27 protein-coding genes and 1 pseudogene are annotated in these 23083 nt (G+C 66.9%); 13 read left to right on the forward strand and 15 right to left on the reverse strand.

Features of this window, described 5'->3' with window-relative positions:
* The first annotated feature begins 125 nt into the window (after positions 1-125).
* Positions 126-1409, forward strand: coding sequence for a cystathionine gamma-synthase family protein (locus PQB87_RS32135; protein WP_111942873.1), 1284 nt, complete (start codon positions 126-128; stop codon positions 1407-1409).
* 139 nt (positions 1410-1548) lie between these two features.
* On the opposite strand, the gene PQB87_RS32140 is transcribed toward PQB87_RS32135, so the two are convergent.
* From PQB87_RS32140 to PQB87_RS32155, 4 genes are all read right to left on the reverse strand, one after another.
* Complete coding sequence (locus PQB87_RS32140; RefSeq protein ID WP_111942875.1) at positions 1549-1983, reverse strand: GNAT family N-acetyltransferase; 435 nt, start codon at positions 1981-1983, stop codon at positions 1549-1551.
* 381 nt (positions 1984-2364) lie between these two features.
* The gene (locus PQB87_RS32145; RefSeq protein ID WP_059688517.1) at positions 2365-3204 is read right to left on the reverse strand and encodes an ABC transporter permease subunit; all 840 of its coding nucleotides are present in this window, start codon (positions 3202-3204) and stop codon (positions 2365-2367) included.
* Entirely contained in the window at positions 3201-4187 is a 987-nt protein-coding gene (locus PQB87_RS32150; protein WP_111942877.1) for an ABC transporter permease subunit, read from the reverse strand. The genes PQB87_RS32145 and PQB87_RS32150 overlap by 4 nt, the downstream gene beginning before the upstream one ends.
* 10 nt (positions 4188-4197) lie before the next feature.
* A complete protein-coding gene (locus PQB87_RS32155) occupies positions 4198-5319 on the reverse strand; it encodes an ABC transporter ATP-binding protein (RefSeq protein ID WP_233344585.1) in 1122 nt (373 codons plus the stop codon).
* Between the two features lie 31 nt (positions 5320-5350).
* Between PQB87_RS32155 and PQB87_RS32160 the strand changes: the two genes are divergently transcribed.
* Positions 5351-5656: a hypothetical protein gene (locus tag PQB87_RS32160; RefSeq protein WP_146756389.1), complete on the forward strand. Its 306-nt coding sequence runs from the start codon at positions 5351-5353 to the stop codon at positions 5654-5656.
* Between the two features lie 174 nt (positions 5657-5830).
* On the opposite strand, the gene PQB87_RS32165 is transcribed toward PQB87_RS32160, so the two are convergent.
* The 3 genes from PQB87_RS32165 to PQB87_RS32175 form a co-directional block, all read right to left on the reverse strand.
* Positions 5831-6298, reverse strand: a complete 468-nt coding sequence (locus PQB87_RS32165; protein ID WP_111942881.1) for a nucleoside deaminase — start codon at positions 6296-6298, stop codon at positions 5831-5833.
* 107 nt (positions 6299-6405) lie between these two features.
* Positions 6406-6876, reverse strand: a complete 471-nt coding sequence (gene cynS / locus PQB87_RS32170; RefSeq protein WP_021160503.1) for a cyanase — start codon at positions 6874-6876, stop codon at positions 6406-6408.
* 30 nt (positions 6877-6906) lie between these two features.
* Complete coding sequence (locus PQB87_RS32175) at positions 6907-7566, reverse strand: carbonic anhydrase (RefSeq protein ID WP_027789886.1); 660 nt, start codon at positions 7564-7566, stop codon at positions 6907-6909.
* Positions 7567-7679: 113 nt separating this feature from the next.
* On the opposite strand from PQB87_RS32175, the gene cynR reads away from it, so the two are divergent.
* Positions 7680-8576: a transcriptional regulator CynR gene (gene cynR, locus PQB87_RS32180; protein ID WP_059687215.1), complete on the forward strand. Its 897-nt coding sequence runs from the start codon at positions 7680-7682 to the stop codon at positions 8574-8576.
* Positions 8545-9114: a DUF3304 domain-containing protein gene (locus PQB87_RS32185; RefSeq protein WP_489243289.1), complete on the forward strand. Its 570-nt coding sequence runs from the start codon at positions 8545-8547 to the stop codon at positions 9112-9114. The genes cynR and PQB87_RS32185 overlap by 32 nt, the downstream gene beginning before the upstream one ends.
* Positions 9115-9153: 39 nt before the next feature.
* Here PQB87_RS32185 and PQB87_RS32190 read toward each other — a convergent pair whose 3' ends face one another.
* Both PQB87_RS32190 and PQB87_RS32195 read right to left on the reverse strand, forming a co-directional pair.
* Complete coding sequence (locus PQB87_RS32190) at positions 9154-9357, reverse strand: hypothetical protein (protein WP_027789889.1); 204 nt, start codon at positions 9355-9357, stop codon at positions 9154-9156.
* Between the two features lie 34 nt (positions 9358-9391).
* The gene (locus PQB87_RS32195; protein ID WP_489243290.1) at positions 9392-10723 is read right to left on the reverse strand and encodes a DUF3422 family protein; all 1332 of its coding nucleotides are present in this window, start codon (positions 10721-10723) and stop codon (positions 9392-9394) included.
* A 161-nt stretch (positions 10724-10884) separates the two neighbouring features.
* Between PQB87_RS32195 and PQB87_RS32200 the strand changes: the two genes are divergently transcribed.
* Complete coding sequence (locus tag PQB87_RS32200) at positions 10885-11760, forward strand: LysR family transcriptional regulator (protein WP_021160509.1); 876 nt, start codon at positions 10885-10887, stop codon at positions 11758-11760.
* Here the strand turns inward: PQB87_RS32200 and PQB87_RS32205 are convergent, their stop codons facing one another.
* The 3 genes from PQB87_RS32205 to PQB87_RS32215 all read right to left on the reverse strand — a co-directional run bounded on the left by PQB87_RS32205 (position 11761) and on the right by PQB87_RS32215 (position 13978).
* Complete coding sequence (locus PQB87_RS32205) at positions 11761-12321, reverse strand: hypothetical protein (protein WP_059687218.1); 561 nt, start codon at positions 12319-12321, stop codon at positions 11761-11763.
* 155 nt (positions 12322-12476) lie between these two features.
* Positions 12477-12827: a hypothetical protein gene (locus PQB87_RS32210; protein WP_111942887.1), complete on the reverse strand. Its 351-nt coding sequence runs from the start codon at positions 12825-12827 to the stop codon at positions 12477-12479.
* A gap of 233 nt (positions 12828-13060) precedes the next feature.
* Entirely contained in the window at positions 13061-13978 is a 918-nt protein-coding gene (locus PQB87_RS32215; RefSeq protein ID WP_111942889.1) for a LysR family transcriptional regulator, read from the reverse strand.
* Between the two features lie 326 nt (positions 13979-14304).
* Between PQB87_RS32215 and fae the strand changes: the two genes are divergently transcribed.
* From fae to PQB87_RS32235, 4 genes and pseudogenes are all read left to right on the forward strand, one after another.
* On the forward strand, positions 14305-14829 hold the full coding sequence (gene fae / locus PQB87_RS32220; protein ID WP_027789894.1) for a formaldehyde-activating enzyme: 525 nt from the start codon (positions 14305-14307) through the stop codon (positions 14827-14829).
* A gap of 41 nt (positions 14830-14870) precedes the next feature.
* Complete coding sequence (locus PQB87_RS32225) at positions 14871-15893, forward strand: aldo/keto reductase (RefSeq protein WP_060068341.1); 1023 nt, start codon at positions 14871-14873, stop codon at positions 15891-15893.
* Positions 15894-15915: 22 nt separating this feature from the next.
* Complete coding sequence (locus tag PQB87_RS32230) at positions 15916-17367, forward strand: NAD-dependent succinate-semialdehyde dehydrogenase (RefSeq protein WP_111942891.1); 1452 nt, start codon at positions 15916-15918, stop codon at positions 17365-17367.
* A gap of 22 nt (positions 17368-17389) precedes the next feature.
* Positions 17390-17701 (forward strand): annotated as a pseudogene (locus PQB87_RS32235) (MFS transporter); the annotation flags it as partial.
* A gap of 157 nt (positions 17702-17858) precedes the next feature.
* Here the strand turns inward: PQB87_RS32235 and PQB87_RS32240 are convergent.
* Positions 17859-18158: a type II toxin-antitoxin system RelE/ParE family toxin gene (locus tag PQB87_RS32240; RefSeq protein WP_048021583.1), complete on the reverse strand. Its 300-nt coding sequence runs from the start codon at positions 18156-18158 to the stop codon at positions 17859-17861.
* A complete protein-coding gene (locus tag PQB87_RS32245) occupies positions 18155-18412 on the reverse strand; it encodes a type II toxin-antitoxin system ParD family antitoxin (protein ID WP_048021519.1) in 258 nt (85 codons plus the stop codon). Before PQB87_RS32245 ends, PQB87_RS32240 begins: the two co-directional genes overlap by 4 nt.
* 222 nt (positions 18413-18634) lie before the next feature.
* Between PQB87_RS32245 and PQB87_RS32250 the strand changes: the two genes are divergently transcribed.
* From PQB87_RS32250 to PQB87_RS32260, 3 genes are all read left to right on the forward strand, one after another.
* Entirely contained in the window at positions 18635-19354 is a 720-nt protein-coding gene (locus PQB87_RS32250; protein WP_146756390.1) for a hypothetical protein, read from the forward strand.
* Between the two features lie 106 nt (positions 19355-19460).
* Positions 19461-20186, forward strand: a complete 726-nt coding sequence (locus PQB87_RS32255) for a hypothetical protein (protein ID WP_489243291.1) — start codon at positions 19461-19463, stop codon at positions 20184-20186.
* A complete protein-coding gene (locus PQB87_RS32260; RefSeq protein ID WP_048021516.1) occupies positions 20183-20536 on the forward strand; it encodes a hypothetical protein in 354 nt (117 codons plus the stop codon). The genes PQB87_RS32255 and PQB87_RS32260 overlap by 4 nt, the downstream gene beginning before the upstream one ends.
* 166 nt (positions 20537-20702) lie before the next feature.
* Here the strand turns inward: PQB87_RS32260 and PQB87_RS32265 are convergent, their stop codons facing one another.
* Positions 20703-21578 (reverse strand): LysR substrate-binding domain-containing protein, encoded by an 876-nt coding sequence (locus PQB87_RS32265; RefSeq protein WP_489243292.1) that lies wholly within the window; start codon positions 21576-21578, stop codon positions 20703-20705.
* 248 nt (positions 21579-21826) lie between these two features.
* On the opposite strand from PQB87_RS32265, the gene PQB87_RS32270 reads away from it, so the two are divergent.
* The gene (locus PQB87_RS32270) at positions 21827-22765 is read left to right on the forward strand and encodes a LysR substrate-binding domain-containing protein (RefSeq protein WP_111938505.1); all 939 of its coding nucleotides are present in this window, start codon (positions 21827-21829) and stop codon (positions 22763-22765) included.
* The last annotated feature ends 318 nt before the right edge of the window (positions 22766-23083 follow it).

Genomic DNA, 23083 nt, shown 5'->3' on the forward strand with positions numbered 1-23083 from the left:
ACGAAGGCCAAGCCTTCGGGTAGTATCGCGTCACGCGGTCGCGACGAACGGTGCCTACCCGGCGCCGCACACGTCATGCCGCCGCTGCAACGGCCGTTCCTCACCACCCCTGCACGGAGCACCGCATGGCCTATCGCAACTACCACAAGCGCAAGATTGCAGACCGGGAACTCCATCCCGAAACCCAGATGATGTCGTACGGCTACGATCCGTTCCTGTCGGAAGGATCGGTGAAGCCGCCCGTGTTCCTCACGTCGACGTTCGCGTTCCGCACGGCCGAGGACGGCGCCGAATTCTTCGACGTCGTGGCCGGGCGCAAGCCTTCGCCCGAAGGCGAAGGTGCGGGCCTCGTCTACAGCCGTTTCAATCACCCGAACCTGGAGATCGTCGAGGATCGCCTCGCGCTGCTCGACGATTCCGAAGCCGCCGTCGTGACGTCGAGCGGCATGTCGGCAATCGCCGCGATCCTGCTGACGTTCCTGCGGCCGGGCGACTGCGTCGTCCAGTCCGTGCCGCTGTACGGCGGCACCGAAACGCTGATCTCGAAGTTCCTGCCCGAGTGGGGCATCCGCTCCGAAGTGATCGCCGACGGGCTGTCCACCAGCGCGATCCGCGCCGCGCTCGAAGCGGCCGCGCAAAAGGGCAACGTGCGGATGTGCTACATCGAGACGCCCGCCAACCCGACCAACGCGCTGTTCGACCTCGACGGGCTGCGCAGCGAGATCGATGCGTTCGAGGCGCGGCACGGCTATCGCCCGCTGTCGGTGTGCGACAACACGCTGCTCGGGCCGCTGTATCAGAAGCCGTCGCGGCAAGGCATCGACCTGAGCGTGTACTCGCTGACGAAATACATCGGCGGGCATAGCGACCTCGTCGCCGGCGGCGTGACGGGCACCCGCAACCTGATCACGAAGATCCGCTCGGTCCGCAGCACGCTGGGCTCGCAGCTCGACCCGCATTCGTCGTGGATGATCACGCGCTCGATGGAAACGCTCGTACTGCGCATGCAGCAGGCCGCGCGCAGCGGCAGCGCCGTCGCCCGCTGGCTCGCCGGCAATCCGCATCGGCCGGTGCGCGTGCTGCATCCCGAACTCATCGACGATCCGGCCTACCAGGCCGTCTACCGGCGCCAGTGCAGCGGGCCCGGCTCGACGTTCGCGTTCATCCTCGACGGCGGCCGCGAGCAGGCGTTCAGGTTCATCAACCACCTGACGCTGTTCAAGTCCGCGGTCAGTCTCGGCGGCACGGAGTCGCTGATCTGCCATCCGGCATCGACGACGCATTCGGGCGTGCCGGCCGAAGCGCGCGCAGCGGCCGGTGTGTCGGAAGGGCTGATTCGCGTGTCGGTCGGGCTCGAACATCCGGACGACCTGATCGCCGACCTGTCGTACGCGCTGGAGCGTTGCTGATCAGCCGCTCGTATCCGACGCGAACGGCGACGGATATTTCAGAGGCCGGTTCGTCGATCCGGCCACTCACGCCAGCTACACGCGAAAGGTGATCGCCACGACAATCTGACGGCGCGACGCGCGCCGGCCGAACCGGTTTTCAAAGCACCTTCACCATGAACACGCGCGATGTGCCTTCCGGTTCGCACGGCACTTCGCCGAATGCTTCGTAACCATGCTTCCGGTAGAAATCCGGCGCCTGGAACGAGATCGTGTAGAGCACCGCCCGCGCGCATCCGCGTCGTTTCGCTTCAGCTTCGGCCTCGCGCAGCAGCCGGCTGCCGAACCCGCCGCCGCGCAGCGATTCGGGCAGGTAGAACAGATCGATGAAGAAGAGACCGAGCGACGTGCGCCCGGTCAGGCCGCCCACGATCTCGCCCGTCGCGGGATCGGTCACGTACACGTCGAGCGTGGCCGCGTCGGCGCGCCCCGTCATCGCGTGATTGAATTCGCCGAGCTTGCGGCTGATGAAATCGTGTGCGGCCGGCTGCTCGATGTCGGTCAGTCGCAGGGTAACGTCGGGAAGGGCTGTCATCGGGAGAACGCGTGCGTGAAAGGGCCGCCGGGTGTATCGCACCATCAGCGGGCGTCGCACGACTATAGCGCGTCGCCCGCCGCGTGGCGACCGCGCTGCTCGCGCGCGATATCGCGTGCGACGTGGCATTCCCACGCGTCGTTCGGTCACATCGGGAACCCGAAACCCGGCGCCGAAGGCACCATTGCGAATCGCGGCGGCTGCGCCGCCTTGCACGTGGCATCGCCACAGTCACCGTGACCGACCCGCTCGGTCATGAGCGCGCACACCGCGCACGATCGCCCCGTTTCCCTCCCCGCGAGCAAGCGACCCACGCAAACGGCGGGCCCGTCGTGCACCCGCCGTCGCTTTCGTCGTGCCGTCACACCATCATGCCCGCGCTCACGCCACCGCGAACGCCGCCTTCATGTCGGCCACGCGGCGCCGTTCGCGCGCGATCATCATCCGGTTCACGACGATCACGCCGATCGTCACGGCCGTGATGAACAGCGTCGCCAGCGCGTTCATCTCCGGGTTCAGCCCCAGCCGCACGCGCGAGAACACCACCAGCGGCAGCGTCGTCGACCCCGGCCCCGACAGGAACGCCGACAGCACCAGGTCGTCGATCGACAGCGTGAACGACAGCAGCCACCCCGACAGCAGCGCCTGCGAGATCAGCGGCAGCGTCACCACGAAGAACACCTTCAGCGGCGTCGCGCCCAGGTCGAGCGCCGCCTCCTCCAGCGACTTGTTCATCTCCTTCACGCGCGACTGCACGATAATCGCCACGTACGACACGCACAGCATCACGTGCCCGATCCAGATCGTCACCATCCCGCGCCCCTTCGGCCAGCCGAACATCTGCTCCAGCGCAACGAACAGCAACAACAGCGAGATGCCCTGGATCACTTCCGGAATCACCAGCGGCGCGTTGATCATCCCCGTGTACAGCGTGAAGCCCTTGAAGCGGCCGAAGCGCGCGAGCACGAAACCCGCCCACGTGCCGATCACGACCGACGCGGTGGCCGTCAACAGGCCGATCTTCAGCGACAGCCACGCGGCGCTCAGCAGCTCGTCGTCGTCCAGCAGCGCGCTGTACCACTTCAGCGAGAAGCCCGACCACACCGTCACCAGCTTCGACTCGTTGAACGAGTACACCACCAGGCTGATGATCGGGATGTACAGGAACAGGAAGCCGAAGGCGAGGACGCCCGTCGACAGCGGTTTGCTCGGCTTGATCATTTCACGTCCTCCAGTTCCTTGACCTGGTAGTACTGGAACAGCGCCATCGGCACCAGCAGCAGCATCACCATCGCGACCGTCACCGCGGACGCCATCGGCCAGTCCATGTTGTTGAAGAATTCATCCCACATCACGCGCCCGATCATCAGCGTGTCGGCGCCGCCCAGCAGTTCCGGAATCACGTACTCGCCCACCGCCGGGATGAACACCAGCAGGCTGCCGGCGATGATCCCGTTCTTCGACAGCGGCAGCGTGATGCGCGTGAACGCGACCCACGGCTTCGCGCCCAGGTCGTATGCGGCCTCGAGCAGCGTGAGGTCCATCTTCACGAGGTGCGCGTACAGCGGCATCACCATGAACGGCAGGTACGAATAGACCATCCCGATGTAGACGCCCGCGTCGCTGTGATAGAGGCGCAGCGGCGTGTGGATGATGCCCAGCGCGATCAGCGTGTGGTTCAGGAGGCCGTCGTCCTTCAGGATGCCGATCCATGCGTACACGCGAATCAGGAACGACGTCCAGAACGGCAGCATCACGGCCATCATCAGCACGTTGCGGCGGTTCGGTTCCGAGCGCGCGATGTAGTACGCCATCGGATAACCGATCAGCAGGCACAGCACGGTCGACACGGCGGCCATCTTCAGCGAGCTGAGGTAGGTCGCGATGTACAGGTCGTCCTGCAGCAGGAACGCGTAGTGCGACAGCTGCAGCGCGAAGTGCACGACGCCGTCCTTGATCTCGACGAGCGACGTGTACGGCGGGATGCCCATCACCTGGTCGGCGAAGCTGATCTTCAGCACCAGCACGAACGGCAGCGCGAAGAAGACCGCGAGCCACACGAACGGCACGCCGATCGCGACGCTGCGGCCCGACGGCAGGAAGCGCGACAGCATGGAGAAACGGCCCGGGCGCGCGCGGCCGGCGCCGGTGCTCGCGGCGCCGGCAGACACCGGCGCGGACGAAGTGGAAGCGGAGGTTCTCATCGTGGCGTCCTCACTGCGTCAGCACGACGCCGCTAGCCGGCGACCACGACACGAACACGTCGTCGTTCCACGCCGGCGCGTTGTCGTTCATCAGGTGCGAGCTCGACAGGTTCGACACCACCGTCTTGCCGCTCGGCAGGCGCACGTGGTACAGCGAGTAGCTGCCCATGTACGCGATGTCGGTCACGACGCCGCGCGCCCAGTTGTGTTTCGAGCCCGGTTTCTCGCGCGACACGTGCACGCGTTCCGGGCGCACCGAGATGCCGACCGGCATCCCGAGCGGGCCCGTCACGCCGTGGCTCACGTACATGCGTGCCTCGAGGTCGTCGCTTTCGACGAAGATGTGGTCGGGTTCGTCCTCGACCACGCGCCCTTCGAACAGGTTGGTCGAGCCGATGAATTCGGCCGAGAAACGGCTGTTCGGGTATTCGTAGACTTCGCCGGGCGAGCCGATCTGCACGATCTTGCCTTCGCTCATCACCGCGAGGCGGCTCGCCATCGTCATCGCCTCTTCCTGGTCGTGCGTGACCATCACGCAGGTCACGTCGACCTTCTCGATGATGTTCACGAGTTCGAGCTGGGTCTTCTGACGGATCTTCTTGTCGAGCGCGGACATCGGCTCGTCGAGCAGCAGCAGTTTCGGGCGCTTGACCAGCGAACGCGCGAGCGCGACACGCTGCTGCTGGCCGCCGGAGAGCTGATGCGGCTTGCGCTTCGCGTACTTGCTCATCTGCACGAGCGCGAGCGCGTCGGCCACGCGCTCCTTGATTTCATTCTTCGGCGTGCCTTCCTGCTTCAGGCCGAACGCGACGTTCGATTCGACCGTCATGTGCGGGAACAGCGCGTACGACTGGAACATCATGTTGACCGGGCGGCGATACGGCGGCAGCGACGCGAGGTCCTCGCCGTCGACGAAGATCTTGCCGGAGGTGGCCGTTTCCAGCCCGGCGAGCATGCGCAGCAACGTCGACTTGCCGCAGCCGGAGCTGCCGAGCAGCGCGAACAGCTCGTTCTTCGCGATCGTCAGGTTCACGTTGTCGACGGCCGTGCTGTCGCCGAATTTCTTCACGACGTTTTCGATGCGCACGAAGGCGTCGTTCGGATTGAGCACGTTCGTCGTCGGTCGATGCATCGCATCAGGTGTACTGAATGAATCCCGTTTCATGATGGTCCGTTTCAAGCAGGTAAGCGAATCTCAGGCGTCAGGCTCGACCGGCGGCAGTCGAGCGGTGCTGGCGGAGAGGGATCGAGCGATTCCTCGTCCGGAACGAATGGCGCAACGAAACAGGCAGGGAAAACGCACGGCGATCGATGGCGATCAGTCGCGAACGACCGCGGCCACCCCGCTGGCTGTCATGAAGATTTCATCGGTTTTCATCGGGCTTTCCGCACGTTTTCGTCGTCTCCAGTGCGAATTTTTAAACCCGTCAAAAACCTTTTGGATCGCGGATTTCCGTTCCGGACATTGAACGGGATCGATGTTTGGGAAGGTGGGAAAACGGGGGCACGACCCGCCTCGCGCGGCAGCGCGGGCGCCCCGGCGGCACGGGCGCCGCCGGATGACACGGAAGACGAAACGGAGGGTGGGGAAAACGAGCAGCCGGGCGGCTGCAACGCGCGGCCTGGGCGCCGCGCAGGTCGCGTCACTTCGCGTTCAGTTCCTTCCAGCGCCGGTACACGTCGATCGCGCCGCCGTGCTTCTCCTGCACCATCGGCAGCCGGCGCGCCTCGATCGGCTTCGCAAATTCGGCATAGAACGTGTCGAGCTCGAAATACTTGCGGTCGTCGCGGTAGAACGGCGCGTAGTCCTCGCGCGTCGTGATGTAGACCACGCGTTTCGGGCTGCAGTAGTACAGCGAGCCGAGGCACATCGGGCACGGGCTCGCGAGAATGTAGATCTCGCAGTCGGTCAGGTGCTCGGTGCCGAGCTTGCGGCACGCGTCGCGCACCGCGAGGATCTCGGCGTGCGCGGTCGGGTCGCTGGTCTGCGCGACGAGGTTCGGGCTCTCCGCGACGATCTCGCCGTCGCGGACGATCACCGTCGCGAACGGGCGGCCGCCCTCTTCCACGTTCTTCATCGCAAGATCGATCGTGCGTTTCACAAAATCCATTGCTGTGTCCTCGTTGAAACGGCATGGCCGAAACGTGCGCCGGCCGGCGACCGATGCACGTCGAGCGAAAGCCTGCACGGCGCCGCTACCGCAGCGCCGCGCCGGCGTCAGAACGGCTTGGTCGGCAGGTACTTGCCGTCGAGCGTGATCACCGCGCGCGAACCGCCTTCCGGATCGTCGACCTTCTTCACGTCGAGCCGGAAATTGATCGCGCTGATGATGCCGTCGCCGAACTTCTCGTGTACGAGTGCCTTCAGCGTCGTGCCGTACACCTGCAGCATTTCGTAGAAGCGGTAAATCGTCGGGTCGGTCGGCACGCGATCGTCGATGCTGCCGCGCAGCGGGATCGTCTGCAATAGCAGCACCGCGTCGTCGTCGAGGCCGAGCTTGTCGGCGACATTGCGCGCCGCATCGGCCGGCAGCGCATGCTGGCCGAGCAGCGCGGCCGTCACGAACGCTTCGCTCAGGCCCGTGCCTTCGGTGAGCTGCGCGAACGACAGGTTCTTGCGCGCCTTCGCGAGAACGACGGTCTCCGCGAGCGCGTGGCGGGCGGTCTGGCTGTGCTGGGACTGGATCATGGCAATTCCTCGTGGGTAGGTGGGAGCGATTCAGGCCGCGACGGGAAGCGTCGCGGGCGTGGCGCGGACCTCGGGATGGTCCGCCAGGGAGACGAACCGGCCGGTCGCGCCGTCATGGGCGTCGATGCAGCCCGATTCGATGTCGTAGACCCAGCCGTGCAGCGCGAGCCGCCCTTCTTCGAGCGCGAGCCGCACGGCGGGGTGCGTCTTCAGGTTCGCCAGTTGCGCGACGACGTTCTCGCGCACCATCGAGTCGATCCGCTCGCGTTCGCTGCGATGCGTGCGCGCCTCGTTCACGACGCGCGCCGAATCGGCATAACGCAGCCAGTGGCCGACGGCCGGCATGTGGTCCATGCACTGGCAGGTGGCAATCGCGGTCATCGCGCCGCAATCGGAATGGCCGCAGATCACGACGTCGGTCACGCGCAGCGCGGCCACCGCGTATTCGACGGACGCCGACACGCCGCCCGGCTCGGGGCCGTAGGACGGCACGATGTTGCCGGCATTGCGGATCACGAACAGGTCGCCCGGTTCGCGCTGCGTGACGAGTTCGGGCACGAGCCGGCTGTCCGAGCACGAGATGAACAGCGCGCGCGGATGCTGGCTGCGCGCGAGATCGCGGAACAGCGTGGCGCGCGCCGGATACGCGTCGCGCTGGAACTTCAGGAAGCCTTCGATGATGTCCTTCATCGCGTGTTCTCCGGTGCGGGTGGAATCGATGAAGAGCAGGTTACGCCGGGCTTCCAATAAGGTAAAAGATTGATTTATGATCAACCGGATAAGCAGGACTTATAGGAACCGCCATGCTGCTGCGCCATATCCACTACTTCCTGGCCGTCGCCGAACATCGCAGCTTCACGCGTGCGGCCGCCGCGCTGCATGTGTCGCAGCCCGCGCTGTCCCAGCAGATCCGCCAGCTCGAGGAGACGCTCGGCGCGCAACTGTTCGACCGCACCGGGCGCGTGACGCGGCTGACCGACGCCGGCGACGTGTATTTCCGCTATGCGCGGCAGGCGCTGCACGATCTCGCGGAAGGCCGGCGTGCCATTCACGACGTGCAGGATCTCAGCCGCGGCTCGTTGCGGATCGCCGTCACGCCGACCTTCACGAGCTATCTCGTCGGGCCGCTGGTCGAGGCGTTTCACGGCCGCTATCCGGAGGTGTCGCTGTCGGTGCGCGAGATGTCGCAGGAGCGCATCGAGGCGCTGCTCGTCGACGACGAGCTCGATGTCGGCATCGCGTTCGACGAGGTACAAACGGCGGATATCGCAGCGCAACCGCTGCTGGTCGAAACGCTCGCGCTCGTCGTGAACCGCCGGCATGCGCTCGCCGGAAAACGCAAGGCCGGCCTGCGCGCGCTGCACGACGCGCCGCTCGTGCTGCTCACGGCCGAGTTCGCGACACGCGTGCAGATCGATCGCTATTTCCGCGAACACGACGTGCAGCCGCGCGTGTCGATGGAAGCGAATTCGCTGGGGGCCGTGATCGAGATCGTGCGCCGCACGAACCTCGCGACGCTGCTGCCCGCGACGATCGCGAGCGGGCACGACGATCTCGTCGCCGTCGCGCTCGATCCGGCCGTCCTGCGGCGCACGGCCGCGCTGCTGCAGCGTAACGGGGCGTACCGGAGCGCGGCCGCCCGCGCGTTCGTCGAACTGGCGCTGGCGCATGGGGCGGGGCCTGTCAGGCGCGCGCGATGACCTCGGCCGCGGGGGTGCACGGCACGCGCCCTCGCTACCGGCAACGGATCGTGCCGCCGAACCGACTCACTGGAACACCGACATGCCCAACCTGCTACGCCGCCTGACACTCAACCCGGTTGCCATCGCGGCATTGCTGGCGGGCGCGGCCTGGTGGATCCACGCACAGACGCGCGCCGACGGCCCGTATCGCGTCGTGGGGTTCAACTACACCGATCGTGGTGTCTACAGTTTCGTGGTGGATGGCTTCGGCGCGGGCAGCGTGCACGCGCGCCAGTTCGGCGGCGGGGGCGGCACGATGTGCTGCATGAGCGTGCCGCGCGGCAAGAAGACCTGGCACGTCAGGATCACGTACGATCTGACGCCTGAAGAAGATGCCCTGAACCAGGCGCCCGACATCGTCGAAACCGACGTCGCCGTGCCGGCTTTGCCGAACCGGCGCGACGGTTATATCGAGTTTCATTTTCTACCCGGCCGCAAGATCGACGCCCGATGGGTGGCGTACCCGACGATGCCGCGCATGCGTGCCGCCGGGTGATCGGGAAGGGACTGCGCAGCCCCCCCGCCCGGCGCTGCGTCAGTTGTAACCGAGAATCGCCACCGCCGCGACGTCCGGCCGATCGATCGTATTCCCGACGAGCGACGTCATCGGCTCCTGCAGCACGGCCTGATACGACGTCACGCGCGCGGCCTCCGGCACGCCCGCGTCATCCGGTGCCGGTTCGTCGAACGCGGCATCGAAGCCGCTGTAAAACCCCGGTTGCTTCTGCGAAAAAGTCATCTCCACTCCTTTACCTGATCAAGTTTTCGATGTTCTAACCGACCTGCTTCAACGCCGCCGCATGCACCGCCGCGCCGTCATGTGCGCCGTCATGCGCGGCTTCCGATCGCGCCAGCTGCGCACGCGTGCGCCGCGTGATGTGAATCACCGCGAACACGACCGGCGCGATCAGCAGGCCTTCCGCCAGTTCGGGATCGACCGGCAGGTTCATCACGTGCAGCGCCTTGAACGCCGCCGTCGCGAGCGACAGCACGTAGTACGAAATGGCGGCCACCGACAGCCCCTCGACCGCGTGCTGCAGATGCAGCTGGTTGCGCGCGGTGCGCTCCATCCCCGCCAGCAGGCGCGTTACGTCCTTTTCCTGCGCGAGATTCACGCGCGTGCGCAGCAGGTCGACCGCCCGTGCGATCCGTGCGGCGATCTGTTCGTGGCGTGCCCATACGCTGCGACAGGTTTCCATCGCCGGCGCGAAACGCCGCTCCATGAATTCGGCGATCGTCGGCATCCCTTCGATGCGTTCCTCGCGCAGCTCGTGGATGCGCGCCAGCACGAGCTTCTCGTACGCCCGCGACGCGCTGAAGCGCGCGCCCGATCCCGACAGCGACTCGACCCGCACCGCCAGATGCGTGAGCTTGACGAGCAGCGCGGTGTCGTCGCCGTCGGCGCCGCTCGCGTCCATCCGCTGCATCAGTGCATGGAGCGCCGCGTGGATCTCGTCGAGCTCGCGGCTCATCCGGCGCGCGACGGGCAGCGCCAGCAGGGCCATCATCCGGTACGTCTCGATTTCATGCAGGCGCTGCAGCAGGCGGCCGCCCTGCTCCTCGCGGAAATCCTCGTCGACGACGAGAAAGCGCATGAAACCGTCGTCGCGCACATGCCAGTCGCAGAACACCTTGCCGCCGCCGAGCACGTTGCTGCCGACGAGCGCGGGCCCGTCGATCCAGCGGCGCAGGTCGCCGCAGACGAGCCGCGCGGCGTCGCCCGTCAGCAGCTCCATGCGCACCGCGACGAAGCGGATGCCGGCAAGCCGCGCGAACCACGCGGCCGGAATGCCCTCGATCGCGAGATCGTCGAAATAACCGGTGTCGCGACGCGGCGCGACGAACGTGAAGGTCGAGAATTCGGTGTGGCGCTCCCACTTCAGGTGCCAGCCGCTCGGCGACCGCACCGCGTAGTGCGTCGCGCCTTCGTGCGGCGCGGCGATGCCGGTATCGCCGCACAGCGCGTGCAGCAGCGTTTCGTGGATGTCGGGCTGGCCGTCCGCGTAGATCGCGTAATGCGTGAGCGACACGGCTTCGGCGAGCCGCAGGAACGGCCGGGCATGTAATTCCGCGGCCAGCGCGGCGCGCAACGGATGGTCCATCATCGATACACCACGCTTCCCTGTTCAGTCCCGCACGCCGGATCGTCCGGCCCGAACGCCGCGCCGCCCTCGGGCGAAACGTCAGCGTGATCGCACTATGGCAGACACACAGCAACAATAAAAACGCATAATGTTGATCGTTACGTTCAGTTTTCCTGATACCCATGAAGATGCTCGATCACGACGTGCTGGCCACCGTCGTCGCCGTCGCGGAGACCGGCAACATGACCCGCGCGGCCGAGGCCGTGAACCGTTCGCAGTCGGCCGTGAGCATGCAGATCAAGAGCCTGGAAGACGCGATCGGGCGGCCGCTGTTCGTGCGCAAGCCGCGCAGCATCGTGCTGACACGCGAAGGCGAGGTGCTGCTGGGATTCGCCAGACGAATGCTGGCGCTGCGCGACGAGGCCTGGGCGGCCGTGGTGCGGCCGGAGGTGACCGGCAAGGTCGTGATCGGCGTGCCGGACGACTATGCGTCGTCGCTGCTGCCGTCGGTGCTGAAGAAATTCTCGGCGACCTACCCGAAGGTCGAGATCCAGGTGATGGGGCTGCCGAGCAGCGCGCTCGCGCCGCTGATCAAGGAAGGCACCGTCGATCTCGTCTGCGGCACGCGCATCAAGGGGCTGTCCGGAGACTTCATCCGCCACGAGCCGATGGCGTGGGCCGCGATGACGAACGGGCCGCGCGTGTGGGAGGAGCGGCCGCTGCCGATCGCCGTGTTCATGCCGGGCAGCGTCGCGCGCGAGAACGCGATCCGCAGCCTCGAACGCGCGAAGGTGCCGTACCGCACCTCCTATGAAAGCCCGAGCCTGCTCGGGCTGCTCAGCATGGTCGAGGCCGGCCTCGCGGTCGCGCCGCTCGCGCGCTGCGCGATTCCCGCGCAACTGTCGATGCTCGGCCGCGCGCACGGGCTGCCCGACCTGCCGCCGCTCGAACTGATTCTCGCGCGCAGCACGAAATCGAAGCGGCCGCCGTGCGACTTTCTCGCGGAACAGCTGATGGAAGACCTGCAGCGTCAGACCGGGCAGACCGGCGACGCGTGATCAGCGCGTCGCGCCGAATCCGGCCGCGCCCAGTGCCGCGTTGACGTTCGCGGCCACCCGATCGACAAGCGCCTCCAGCGTATCGCCGCATACCTGCGTGTGCTCCGGTGCGACGTGCTCCGCGCGTTGCCAGCCCCACTGCGCGCCCGACGCGACCGACAGCGTCGCGCCGAAGCGGTTGCCGTGGCGGCGGCCGAAGGTGCTCACGCGCCGCCCGGCCACGTAGTCCTGTTCGGGCAGGCAAAGCCGGATCTCGACCGCAACCTGGTCGCGATCGTTGACGCGCGCGGCCGGGCTGACCGTCGCGGCGAACACCTTGCCGATCCGCCAGGTCACGTCGCGCTCCCACGCCGCGAGCGGCCCGCCGGCCGCGTCGACCCGCTCGGTGTCCACCGACCACTGATGCCGGTCGGGCACGACGATCGCCTGATGCAACAGCATTTCGGCCACGCGCACCGTCGTCATGAGCTGACGCGCGAGTTGCTGGCCCGACGGCAGCGACGCCGTCCGTACCCGGCCGTTTGCCGGCTGCACGACAGGTACTGCTTCCAATAGATCCATGACTCCTCCGCATGCAGGATCGGCGCCGCGCACGCAGCATCGCGCGCCTGTCCGCCGCCTGAGGGCGGACAGCACGGCGACCGGCGACCGGGCGGCGGATCGGACAAGCCATCAAGGAACGAACCACAACCCACGAGCAACAACCGTTCCCGACTTCACCGTGCCTTCGGCCCGACGCGCAACCGGCGCGCGACCGGCCCGATCACCACATCGGCCTGCTGCGCGATCAGCATGTGCAGCGTGAAATCCAGGTCTTCCGGCGCGATGTCGAAGTGCACGTGGACCACGTCGCGCACGGCACGCGCGCTGACGACGTACACGCCGAGCGGGGAATGCAGCAGCGCCGCGAGCCGCGCATGCGCGTGTTCTCCGGAGTCGGCCGTCAGCGTGACGGGCAACTGCAGGCGCGGACGCGGCGGCGGGAACGGAACGACGTTGTCGGGTGCGCCGGCGCGCAACTGGCGGCCGGCGACATCGAAGGCGGGAACGGGATGAATGAAGGTCATGGAGCGGACGGAGGCCGTCTCGGCTGTTCGACACGTCCCCAGCTTAGAAGAGACCGCATAAACGTCGTGCAAAAAAACAGGCCGCCCGTGCAAAAAACGGCACGGGGGACACAACACGTCAATGGCCAGCGGCCAGCGGCATGGCCGCCGGCCGTGCGGTCGCGATGCGCGCGCCGCGACCGCACGCCACCCGCCGCGGTTCGCGCCCATCACGCCGTGCATCGGCCGCCGCGCTACGCGAACGCTTCGAGCGACGCACGCCGCCGCTCGTCGACCATCGATTCGATCAGCGACACCAGATCGTCGGTCAGCGGATCGCAGATGCCCGGCGAGCGATGCAGTTCGAGATCGGCCGCCGGCAGCACCGGCAGCCCGTCCGTCTCGTCGACCACGCGCCAGTTCTCGGGCAGCGTGCAGCGGTCGATCATCGTCACGGCCGCGCCGTGGTTCACCGCGATCTTGATGCCGGTCGGGCTCTGGCTCGTATAGACGACGTGATACGGCCGCCCGGCCGTCGCGAGCGCCTGCAGCCCGCGCTGCCGGTAGCAGCACGTCTCCGGAAACAGCGCGAGCGGCACCGACGCCTGCGGGCCGAGCACGAAATCGCGGTGCGCGGCCCACACGACATCGTGCCGGCCGAGCAGCCGCCCGCCCGCGTTCGGCCCGTGCCGCACGACGAGCGCGACGTCGAGCTCGCCGGCCTGCAGCCGTTCGAGCAGTTCGAGCGACGTGCGGCAATGCACGTGAAAGCGCGCGCCCGGCCGCATCGCATAGAACGACTTCAGCAGGTCGGGCAGCCACAGCTCCGCGTAGTCCTCCGGCAGCCCGAAGCGCACGACGCCGCGATCGCTGCTCGCCTGCTTCAGTGCGAGGATCGCGTCGTTCTGCACCTGGATGATGCGGCGCGCATGGATCAGGAAATTCTCGCCGTCGCGTGACAGTTCGAGCCGTCGGCTGTTGCGCATGAACAGATGCGTGTCGAGCCGCTCCTCGAGCGTGCGGATGCGCAGGCTGATCGTCGACTGCGTGCGATGCAGTTGCCGGGCCGCCGCGGTGAAACCGCCGCTCTCGACCACGGCGACGAATGCCCGGATCAGTTCCGGATCGAGCGAACTGAGCTTCGACCAATCGGGCCTTTGAATGGCAGCCATCGGAATTACTCGCTTTCGAAAAAAGAAGGGAAGACGAAAGATAGGGCTCGGAGTACGCCGATTGTTGTCCGGATGCGCCCGGCCCTCCAACCCCTGCCCGGGTATGACAAACCCGGAGCCGGTTCACGAACGAGCACCCGCCAAGTCCGCCCCGCCCGCCGTCACGACACCGGCCGAGGCCCGCCCGGCGGGCGTCCGCATGACGGGCCAAGGGCTTTCCCGGAGACGACGAAAACTCATAGCCCGATCAGAAAACATCGATTCACCGGCCGCGCTGCGGCCCACCACAATCGCCTCACACCCAACCTCATCGACGAGACATCGCAATGACCGCATCCCAACCCAGGCAGCTTTACATCGGCGAAGGCTTCGAAGGCCCCGGCGTCAACCTCGCGCACATCAACGTGCTGGTCGGCCCGCGCAACGGCCCCGCGGGCCAGGCGTTCGCCACGGCCCTCGCGACGCCGTCGGCCGGCCATGCGCCGTTCGTCGTGATCGCGCAGCCGGGCGTGCCGACCAAGCCGCTCACGCTGTACGTCAACAAGGCGCAGATCGCCGGCGATTTCCACGGCAACGCCACGTGGGGCGCGTCGCAGGCCGGCATCGCGAAGGCCGTCGCCGAAGCGCTCGAGAACGGCACGCTGCCGCCCGAAGCGGAGAACGACTGGGTCGTCGTGTCGGCGAACTGGGTGAACCCGCAGACCGACGATCTCGATGCCGTGTTCGAGAACAACTATCGCGCGTGCCGCACCGCGATCGTCGCCGCGATGGAAGGGCTGCCGCATCGCGACGCGGTATTCGCCGCCGCGCGCGACGTGTCGAACCCGTTCTACACCCCGAAGAAAAACTGAAGACGACAAGCGGCCGACACAAGGCCGCACCTGGAGGAAGCATGGAATACGTCCGCCTCGGCCAGTCCGGCCTGAAGGTGTCCCGCCTGTGTCTCGGCACGATGAACATGGGCACCCCCGACTGGAAACCCTGGATCTTCGACGAAGCGCAGAGCGAGCCGATCGTGCGCCGCGCGCTCGACGCCGGCGTCAACTTCATCGATCTCGCCGATTTCTATTCGACGGGTGTCGGCGAGGAAGTGGTCGGCCGCATCCTGAAGCGCAACGCGCGCCGCGAGGAGCTCGTCGTGACGACCAAGGTCGGCTACGACATGGGCAGCGACCCGAACGCGGGCGGCCATTCGCGCAAGCACGTGCTCGACGGCATCGACGCTTCGCTGACGCGGCTCGGGATGGATTACGTCGACATCTTCATGCTGCACTTCTTCGACGTGAACACGCCCGTCGAGGAAACGATGAGCGCGCTGCACGACATCGTGCGCGCGGGCAAGGCGCGTTATATCGGCGTATCGACGATGTACACGTGGCAGTTCGCGAAAATCATGCAGGCCTGCGAACGAAACGGCTGGGACAAGCCGATCAACATGCAGCTGCAGCTGAACCTCGCGTATCGCGAGGAGGAGCGCGAGATGGTGCCGTACTGCATCGACCAGGGCGTCGGCGTGTCGGTGTTCAGCCCGCTCGCGCGCGGCCTGCTGACCTGCGAGCCGCAATCGACGCGCAACCAGACCGACTTCTTCACCGCACAGATGTACGGGGATGCCTCATCGCTCGCGATCGCGGAATCGGTCGCGAAGGTCGCGAAGCGCCGCGGCGTGCCGCCCGCGCAGATCGCGCAGGCGTGGGTGCTGAGCCGCCCCGGCGTCGCGAGCATGCTGGTCGGCGCGGATTCCGTCGCGCAGTTCGACAGTGCGCTCGGCGCGCTCGAAACACAGCTCACCGAAGAGGAATTGCACGAACTGGAGCGCAACTACACGCCGTGCGACCTGATCAACGACTACACGGCCGGCAAGCGCATCGCGCGCGCGTCGCGTCCGGCGCAAGGCAGTTTCGCGACGGACTGAGGCCCTGAAGGAACGACACACGATGAACGAATTTCTGAGGACCGGCCATTACATCGGCGGTGAATGGCACGAACCGCATGGCGCGAGCGATGCAACTTATCCGGTGCTGAACCCCGCTACCGGCGAAACGATCGCGAAAGTCGCGAAAGGCGGCGCCGACGACACGCAGCGCGCCATCGACGCGGCCGCGCACGCGTTCCCCGCGTGGCGCGCACTGACGGCAAAGGAACGCGGCGCACGCGTGAAGCGCTGGGGCGAGCTGATGCTCGAACATCGCGACGCGCTCGCCGGGCTGCTGACGCGCGAGCAAGGCAAGCCGCTCGCGGAAGCGCGCGGCGAAGTCGCTTACGCGGCGAGCTTTCTCGAATGGTTCGCGGAAGAAGCGAAGCGCATGTACGGCGACGTGATCCCGAGCCCGAAGCCGGATGCGCAGATCGTCGTCACGCGCGAGCCGGTCGGCGTCGTCGCGGCGATCACGCCGTGGAATTTCCCGCTCGCGATGATCACGCGCAAGGCCGGCCCCGCGCTCGCGGCCGGCTGCACGATGGTGCTGAAGCCGTCGGAGGAAACGCCGCTGTCGGCGTTCGCGCTCGCGGTGCTCGCCGAGCGCGCGGGCGTGCCGGCCGGCGTGTTCAACGTCGTGTCGGGCGACGCGGTCGCGATCGGCGAGACGCTGACGAGTTCGCCCGTCGTGCGCAAGCTGTCGTTCACGGGCTCGACGCGGGTCGGCAAGCTGCTCGCGAAGCAGTCGGCCGACACGCTGAAGAAGCTGTCGCTCGAACTCGGCGGCAACGCGCCGTTCATCGTGTTCGACGATGCCGATCTCGATGCGGCGGTCGCGGGCGCGATCGCGTCGAAGTTCCGCAACACGGGCCAGACCTGCGTGTGCGTGAACCGCTTTCTCGTGCAGGACGGCGTGTACGACGCATTCACGCGCAAGCTCGCGGACGCCGTGCGCACGCTGCGCGTCGGCGACGCGCTCGCGGGTGAGGTCGACCAGGGGCCGCTGATCAACGAGGCGGCGCTCGGCAAGGTCGAGCGGCATGTGGCCGATGCGGTCGCGAAGGGCGCGCACGCGCTCACCGGCGGCAAGCGTCATGCGCTCGGCGGCACGTTCTACGAGCCGACCGTGCTGACCGGCATGACGGCCGACATGCTGATCGCCGAGGAGGAAACCTTCGGCCCCGTCGCCGGCTGCTTCCGCTTCACGACCGAGGAAGAGGCCGTCGCCGCGGCCAACGATACGCCGTTCGGGCTGTCCGCGTACTTCTATACGCGCGATCTCGGCCGCGCGTGGCGCGTGTCGGGTGCGCTGGAAAGCGGAATGGTCGGCGTCAACGACGGGATCATCTCGACCGAAGTCGCGCCGTTCGGCGGCGTCAAGCAATCGGGGCTCGGCCGCGAGGGCTCGAAGTACGGCCTCGACGAATACGTGGAACTCAAGTACACGCTGATGGCCGGCCTCGGCCGCTGACCGCTCCCCGCGGTCGACCCGCGCCGCCTGCGCGATGATCGTCGCGTTCGCGATCTTCACGCTGACGATGTCGGCGTTCAGCAACCTCGTCGGCGTGTCCCCGCCCGAGTGCTTTCCGACCGAAGTCCGCGCGAGCGGCGTGGGTCTCGCGATCGCGTGCAGCCGGCTCGGTTCGGCGATCGGCACGTTCCTGTTGCCGGCCGGCATCGCGACGCTCGGCTTTCACGCGACGATGTTCGCGCTCGCGGGCGTGCTGCTGGTGGGGATGATCGTGTCGATCGCGTGGGCGCCGGAGACGAAGCATCTGACGCTGGAGGAGGCGTCGGGGCATTGACGCGGGAGGCGGGCGGCGTGCCCGCCTGCTTCGTCACGCCCGAGGCTTTCGCTTCGACTCGCCGCCGATGCGCGCCGGCGGTGCCGATCGCGATTCGAACGAACCCGGCCTTGGCCGGGTTCGCGCATTCCGGGCGCGATGCAGTGCGCGCGTTCGTTCAGAACAGAATCGACGCGTAGTCCCGCGCGCCGTGCAGGATGTGAAGAATGTCGATCCGCGCCGGCGGATCACCGACGACCCGATAGAAGATCTGGTAGTTGCCGTGCACGCGGTGCCGCACGCCGTGACGCTCGAAGCGCGGCACCAGCGGAAACGCGAGCGGCATCGCGGCCAGCCCCAAACACTTGTCGCGAATCTCCTGCACGAACGTCACGGCGCGTTGCGGGTTGTCGCGTGCGATGTAATCGGCGACCGCTTCGAGTTCGTCAATCGCAAAATCGGACAGGCGCACGATCAGGCCTGCCGATCCGCCTGCGCCCGATACTTCGCCTCGAGACGATCGAAGACTTCCGCCGCCTCGGCGCCGCGTCCTGCTTCCGCATCGGCCAGGCTGCGCGCGATCACCGCGTCCAGCGCATTCAGTTGCGCCTCGCGATCCTGGATCAGGCGCACGCCTTCGCGCAGCACTTCGCTCTTGGATCCGTAGCGCCCCGATTCGACCAGCTTCGCGACATAAGCCTCCAGTTGCTGGCCCAGTTCCGCACTGATCATGTCGACCTCCCGACCGGATTGAATTCGATCCGCCGAGCGTACCCCGGTTATCAACTATTATCAAGAAGACACGCTCCGGACGGACCGGCGCGAACACTTTCACGGCCGATCGGGTGAATGGACGGAACGGGATTCAGGCAGGCTGCGGCGGCGCCGGCATTCATCCGGGTTTCGCCTTCACTCGTGTAGCCTTGCCGAACGCCCACCATGCGGACACCGATCATGATTGAAGACATCGTCACGCCACAACCCGGCCTGAAGGTCTACCCGTCGGACACCGACGTCTTTGCCGAGCCCGATGCCGCACTCGCGCGCCATCTGCATCCGCTCGTGTCGATCGACCTGGCGACGGTCGATCCGTCGTGGCACGGCTGGATCCACCTGCTCAGCCCGGTCGAACCGTATGACGGGCTCGTCGGGCAGGACACGGCCGCGTACCACAACGACTATCTTCGCGCGAACTGGATCGGGTTCCGGCTCGACGATAACAACCGCTACACGCTGCTCGGCGACCCGCGCTACTTCTATCTGGAAAACCCGCCCGCCCCGCGCGACGCAACCTATCGCAAGGAACTGGAGGCGCATTACGCCGAGCAACAGGCCAGCATCGAAGCTGCGCGCAAGCGGTTCGCCGAATACGGCGTGCTCTACTCGTCCAACCGGTACGCGCCGGACGAGCGCGATTTCAGCCGGGAAAAGCCGTGCAATCTCGTCGACCAGCTTGGCGGATCGGTCGGCTGGGGCAACTGGTCGGGCACGTCGGATTTCCCGGTCGACGACAGCGATCCGGACGACATCCGGCCGATCGGCCCCGACGGTGCGCGCTTTCGCTTCGTCGCCGGCGTGACCGGATGGGAATATCGCGCGGCGGGCGCCGACTGGATTCTCCTGTTTTACGAACCGGTCAGCCGCGTGGCGCTGCTGACGTTCGACTGGTCGTAAGGCGGGCGGGACGGCGGGCGTTCCGCCTCGCGGTTGGCCGTTCGGCGGACTCTGCACGGCGGATTCGCGGCGATATGCTGGGGTTTTCCGCTTTGCGACCGCAACCATGCCCGCCCGTCTCGTCGACCTCAGCCATGTCCTGCCGTACGAGACGACGTACTTCGACGATCGGCTCGCGGTCGAACGAAACGGCCTGGATATTTCCGCGTTGCTGGGGGTGGACGGTCACGTTCCCGACGCGTTGCTGGTTTCGTTGTGCGGAGCGCCCACCGGATCGGAGATTCAAGCCTATCTCGACAGCCGAGGCTGGTTGACGCTCTCGGTCACGAACACCATCTGGATCCGATCCGAAAACCGCGTATCGGTGCGTCGAGAATCGGACACGTCCCTACTTGAACTCAAGACGATCGATCTCGTCGACAACGCAATCGCGGGACTCGGCGCGGCGATGCTGTGGCGCATCGTCAGGGCATCTGATACGTTGGGCATCAGCCGAATCATTGCATTCGCAGCGGGGGGCCGGAAGGCCGCGCCCAAACCGGGCGGGCGCCGGCTACTCGGATACTACGCATGGCCACGGTTCGGTTTCGACGCGCCCATTCCCGACAAGTGCAGCGATGAAGCGGCGTTGTTCCAGTATTTCCAGGGGCGGCCGGCCGGTCTTGCCGACGGATCGCTCCGGTCGCTGCGTGCGCTCTATGCCACACGATTCGGGCGAGATTTCTGGCGTGTGGCGGGATCACATCGCTGGATGTCATTCGACGTCGCACCGCACGGCACATCGGTGCAGGCGCTGCAAAGATACCTGATCGAAAAGGGGATTTACGAATGAACGCAAAGCACACGCCGATTGCCGGATTCCGGATCGCGCGCGCCACGGCAAAGCGGGGCCGGCCGGCGAACCGGCATCGCGTTGCTCTCGTCTCCGAAGCGAGGCAACTCCTCGATACGCTCGTCGCAAACGAACTCCATCGAAGCCTGGCGCGCGTCATGCGCCAGTCCGCCATCGGGCACGACACACGACCGGCCGACATGCCGGCATCCCCGCCTCGACGCGCCGTCTTCAACGTCGGGCGTATCGATCTCTCCAAGTGCCAGTTGCCCGTCGAATCGATCGCCGAAATCGAAGCCAGCGGCCGCCGGGAGACACTCATGCACTTCGGACACGACCCCGACGCGTAGCCGGCAACGACGGGAAGAAGCCGTCTGGCCCGGCTCGACATCGAGCGTACAGGTCTCGCGTTGGTAACGATCTTTAACGGACACCAAAGTTGGAAGCACTGTGTGACCGGCGTGGACCGATCCGATTTTTCCCGCATTCCGATCAGCCGCGTCCCACGGTCGCCCCCTACCCCTTCCGCCCCACCTGCTCCCGCAACCACGCGGCAAACGCAAGCACGTGCTCGACCGCGACACTCTCCGGCTCGACATCGAGCCAATAGCCGAACGGCCCGATCGGCTGCACCGGCGACAGCCGCACGAGGCTGCCTTCGGCGACCTCTTCCTCGATCATGTTCAGGTCGACCACCGCGAGCCCCGCCCCCTTGCGCGCCGCGCGGATCGCCTGTTCGAGCGTGGAAAACTCGATGCCGTCGCCGATCCGCGCCACTGGCACGCCCGCCTGCTCGCACCAGTCGGCCCACAGCGTCAGGCGCTTGCCTTCGTGCAGCACATGCAGCGACGGCAGCCGGCCGAGCAGCACGTCGAGCGCATCGCCGCGATAACGCGGCGCACCGACGAGCGCATGCCGCTCCATCATCAGCAGCTCCGACTGCATCCCGGCGCGCGCCGTGCGCCCGAAGCGGATGTGGCAATGGCAATCGTCGGCCGGCTCGGTGCGGATCGACAGTTCGACGTCGGGCAGCGTTTCCGCGAGCGTGCCGAGCCGCGGCGAAAACCACTGCGTCGCGAACGTCGGCGGCAGCGACACCGTCAGGCGCCGCTTCGCACCCGGCCGCGTGGCGGCGACTTCGTCGACGCCGCGCTCGATCGTGTCGAACGCCTGCCCGACGAACGGCAACAAGCGCCGGCCGGCCTCGGTCAGGCGCACGCCCTTGTGATCGCGCTCGAACAGCCGCGCGCCGAGCGCTTCCTCGAGCAGCCGGATCTGCCGGCTCACCGCCCCCTGGGTCACGCACAGCGAAACCGCCGCACGGTTGAAGCTCAGGTGACGCGCGGTCTCCTCGAAAAATCGCAGCGCGATCAACGATGGCAGGCGTCGCATGATGTGTGTCCCCTTCGTTCGTATCGTTCGTATGGTTCGTATCTTTCGCGTCGTTCGTGCTGTTGCCGGCCGTCACCGCCGTCCATCCCGCGGGCCGCCTGACCGCAACCATGCGCGCCAGCCGCCGCGCCGTAAAAACCGCGAGGGCCCGCACTCTCCTTCGCCTCCATTCATCGTCCCCGCGCCCGCGCCGCCCGCCTACAATAAGCATCCCGCACCAAACACGACACCGCCCCGTGAGACGCAAGATGCCGGCGCTGAACGCGCTGAAAGCCTTCGAGATGGCCGGCCGCACCGGCAGCTTCACGCGCGCGGCCGAACTGCTCAACGTAACGCAGAGCGCGGTGAGCCGCCAGGTTCGCCAGCTCGAGGGCCAGCTCGGCGAAACCCTGCTCGAGCGGCGCCACCACCAGCTCGAACTGACGGCGGCCGGCCGCGTGCTGCTGCGCGCGCTGCAGCAATCGTTCGACAAGATCGAGCTGACCGTACGCAGCCTGCAGGAAAAAACCCACCTGAACCGCCTGCGCGCAAACGTGCCGCCCACCTTCGCCGCGCGCTGGCTGATGCCGCGGCTCGGCCGGCTGCGCGACGCGCATCCCGAATTCGAGCTGAGTCTCACGACCCGCATTCACGACAGTCTCGGCGAATCGCGCGTGCTCGACTGCGCGATCCGGTTCGGCGACGGCGAATGGGACGGCTTCGACAACGCACTGCTGATGCAGGAGCAGCATATCGCCGTCTGCGCGCCGGCGCTGTATGCGCGGCTGCGACAGGACGGCGCGCCGATCGACCTGAACCGCTTCACGCTGCTGCACGTGCTCGCCACCGACGACCAGCGCTACCTGACCTGGCAGCACTGGCTGAAGGCCGCCGGCATCACCGACGTCGACACGCGCGGCGGCTACGAATTCGACCTGCTCGACCACGCGATCCGCGCGGCGATCGACGGCCTCGGGATCACGATCGCCGATCGCCACATGGTGGCGCGCGAACTGGCGACCGGGCAACTGATGCAGGTGCTCAACGTGCACGTCGACGGCCATCAGTCGTACTGGTTCGTCACGCGGCCCGAACAGACGAACCTGCCGCACATCGTCCAGTTCCGCGACTGGCTGCAGCAGGAAGTGTGGCTCGCGAAGCGCCACCTCGAACCGTCGTCGCCGCTTCCGCAAGTGCCGCTGGCCTAGCAGCCCCCCGCCCCGACCGACCGCGAACGCGGTCGACCGCCACGCGCGGGCGACACCTTACCGGCTTCCACGCCCGTGCGCACTCTGTCCCATCTGAAAATACGGCCCGGCCACCGCCCGGCCCGGCCCCGGCCCCCCGGCCCGCGCCACGGCAGCCTTGCCGGACGGGCGATTCCAGCCGACAGCCCGAGTAACGTGCGTTTTTCTCATGCCCAGCGCGAAAATAAGTCGTTTGTCGTGCGCTAAACGCATGAAGAGAATGGCCTCTGTCCCGTGCCGCGCGTGTCGCCACCCGAAGCGATCCGCCTGCATTCATCG

Source organism: Burkholderia sp. KL41 (assembly GCF_057005415.2).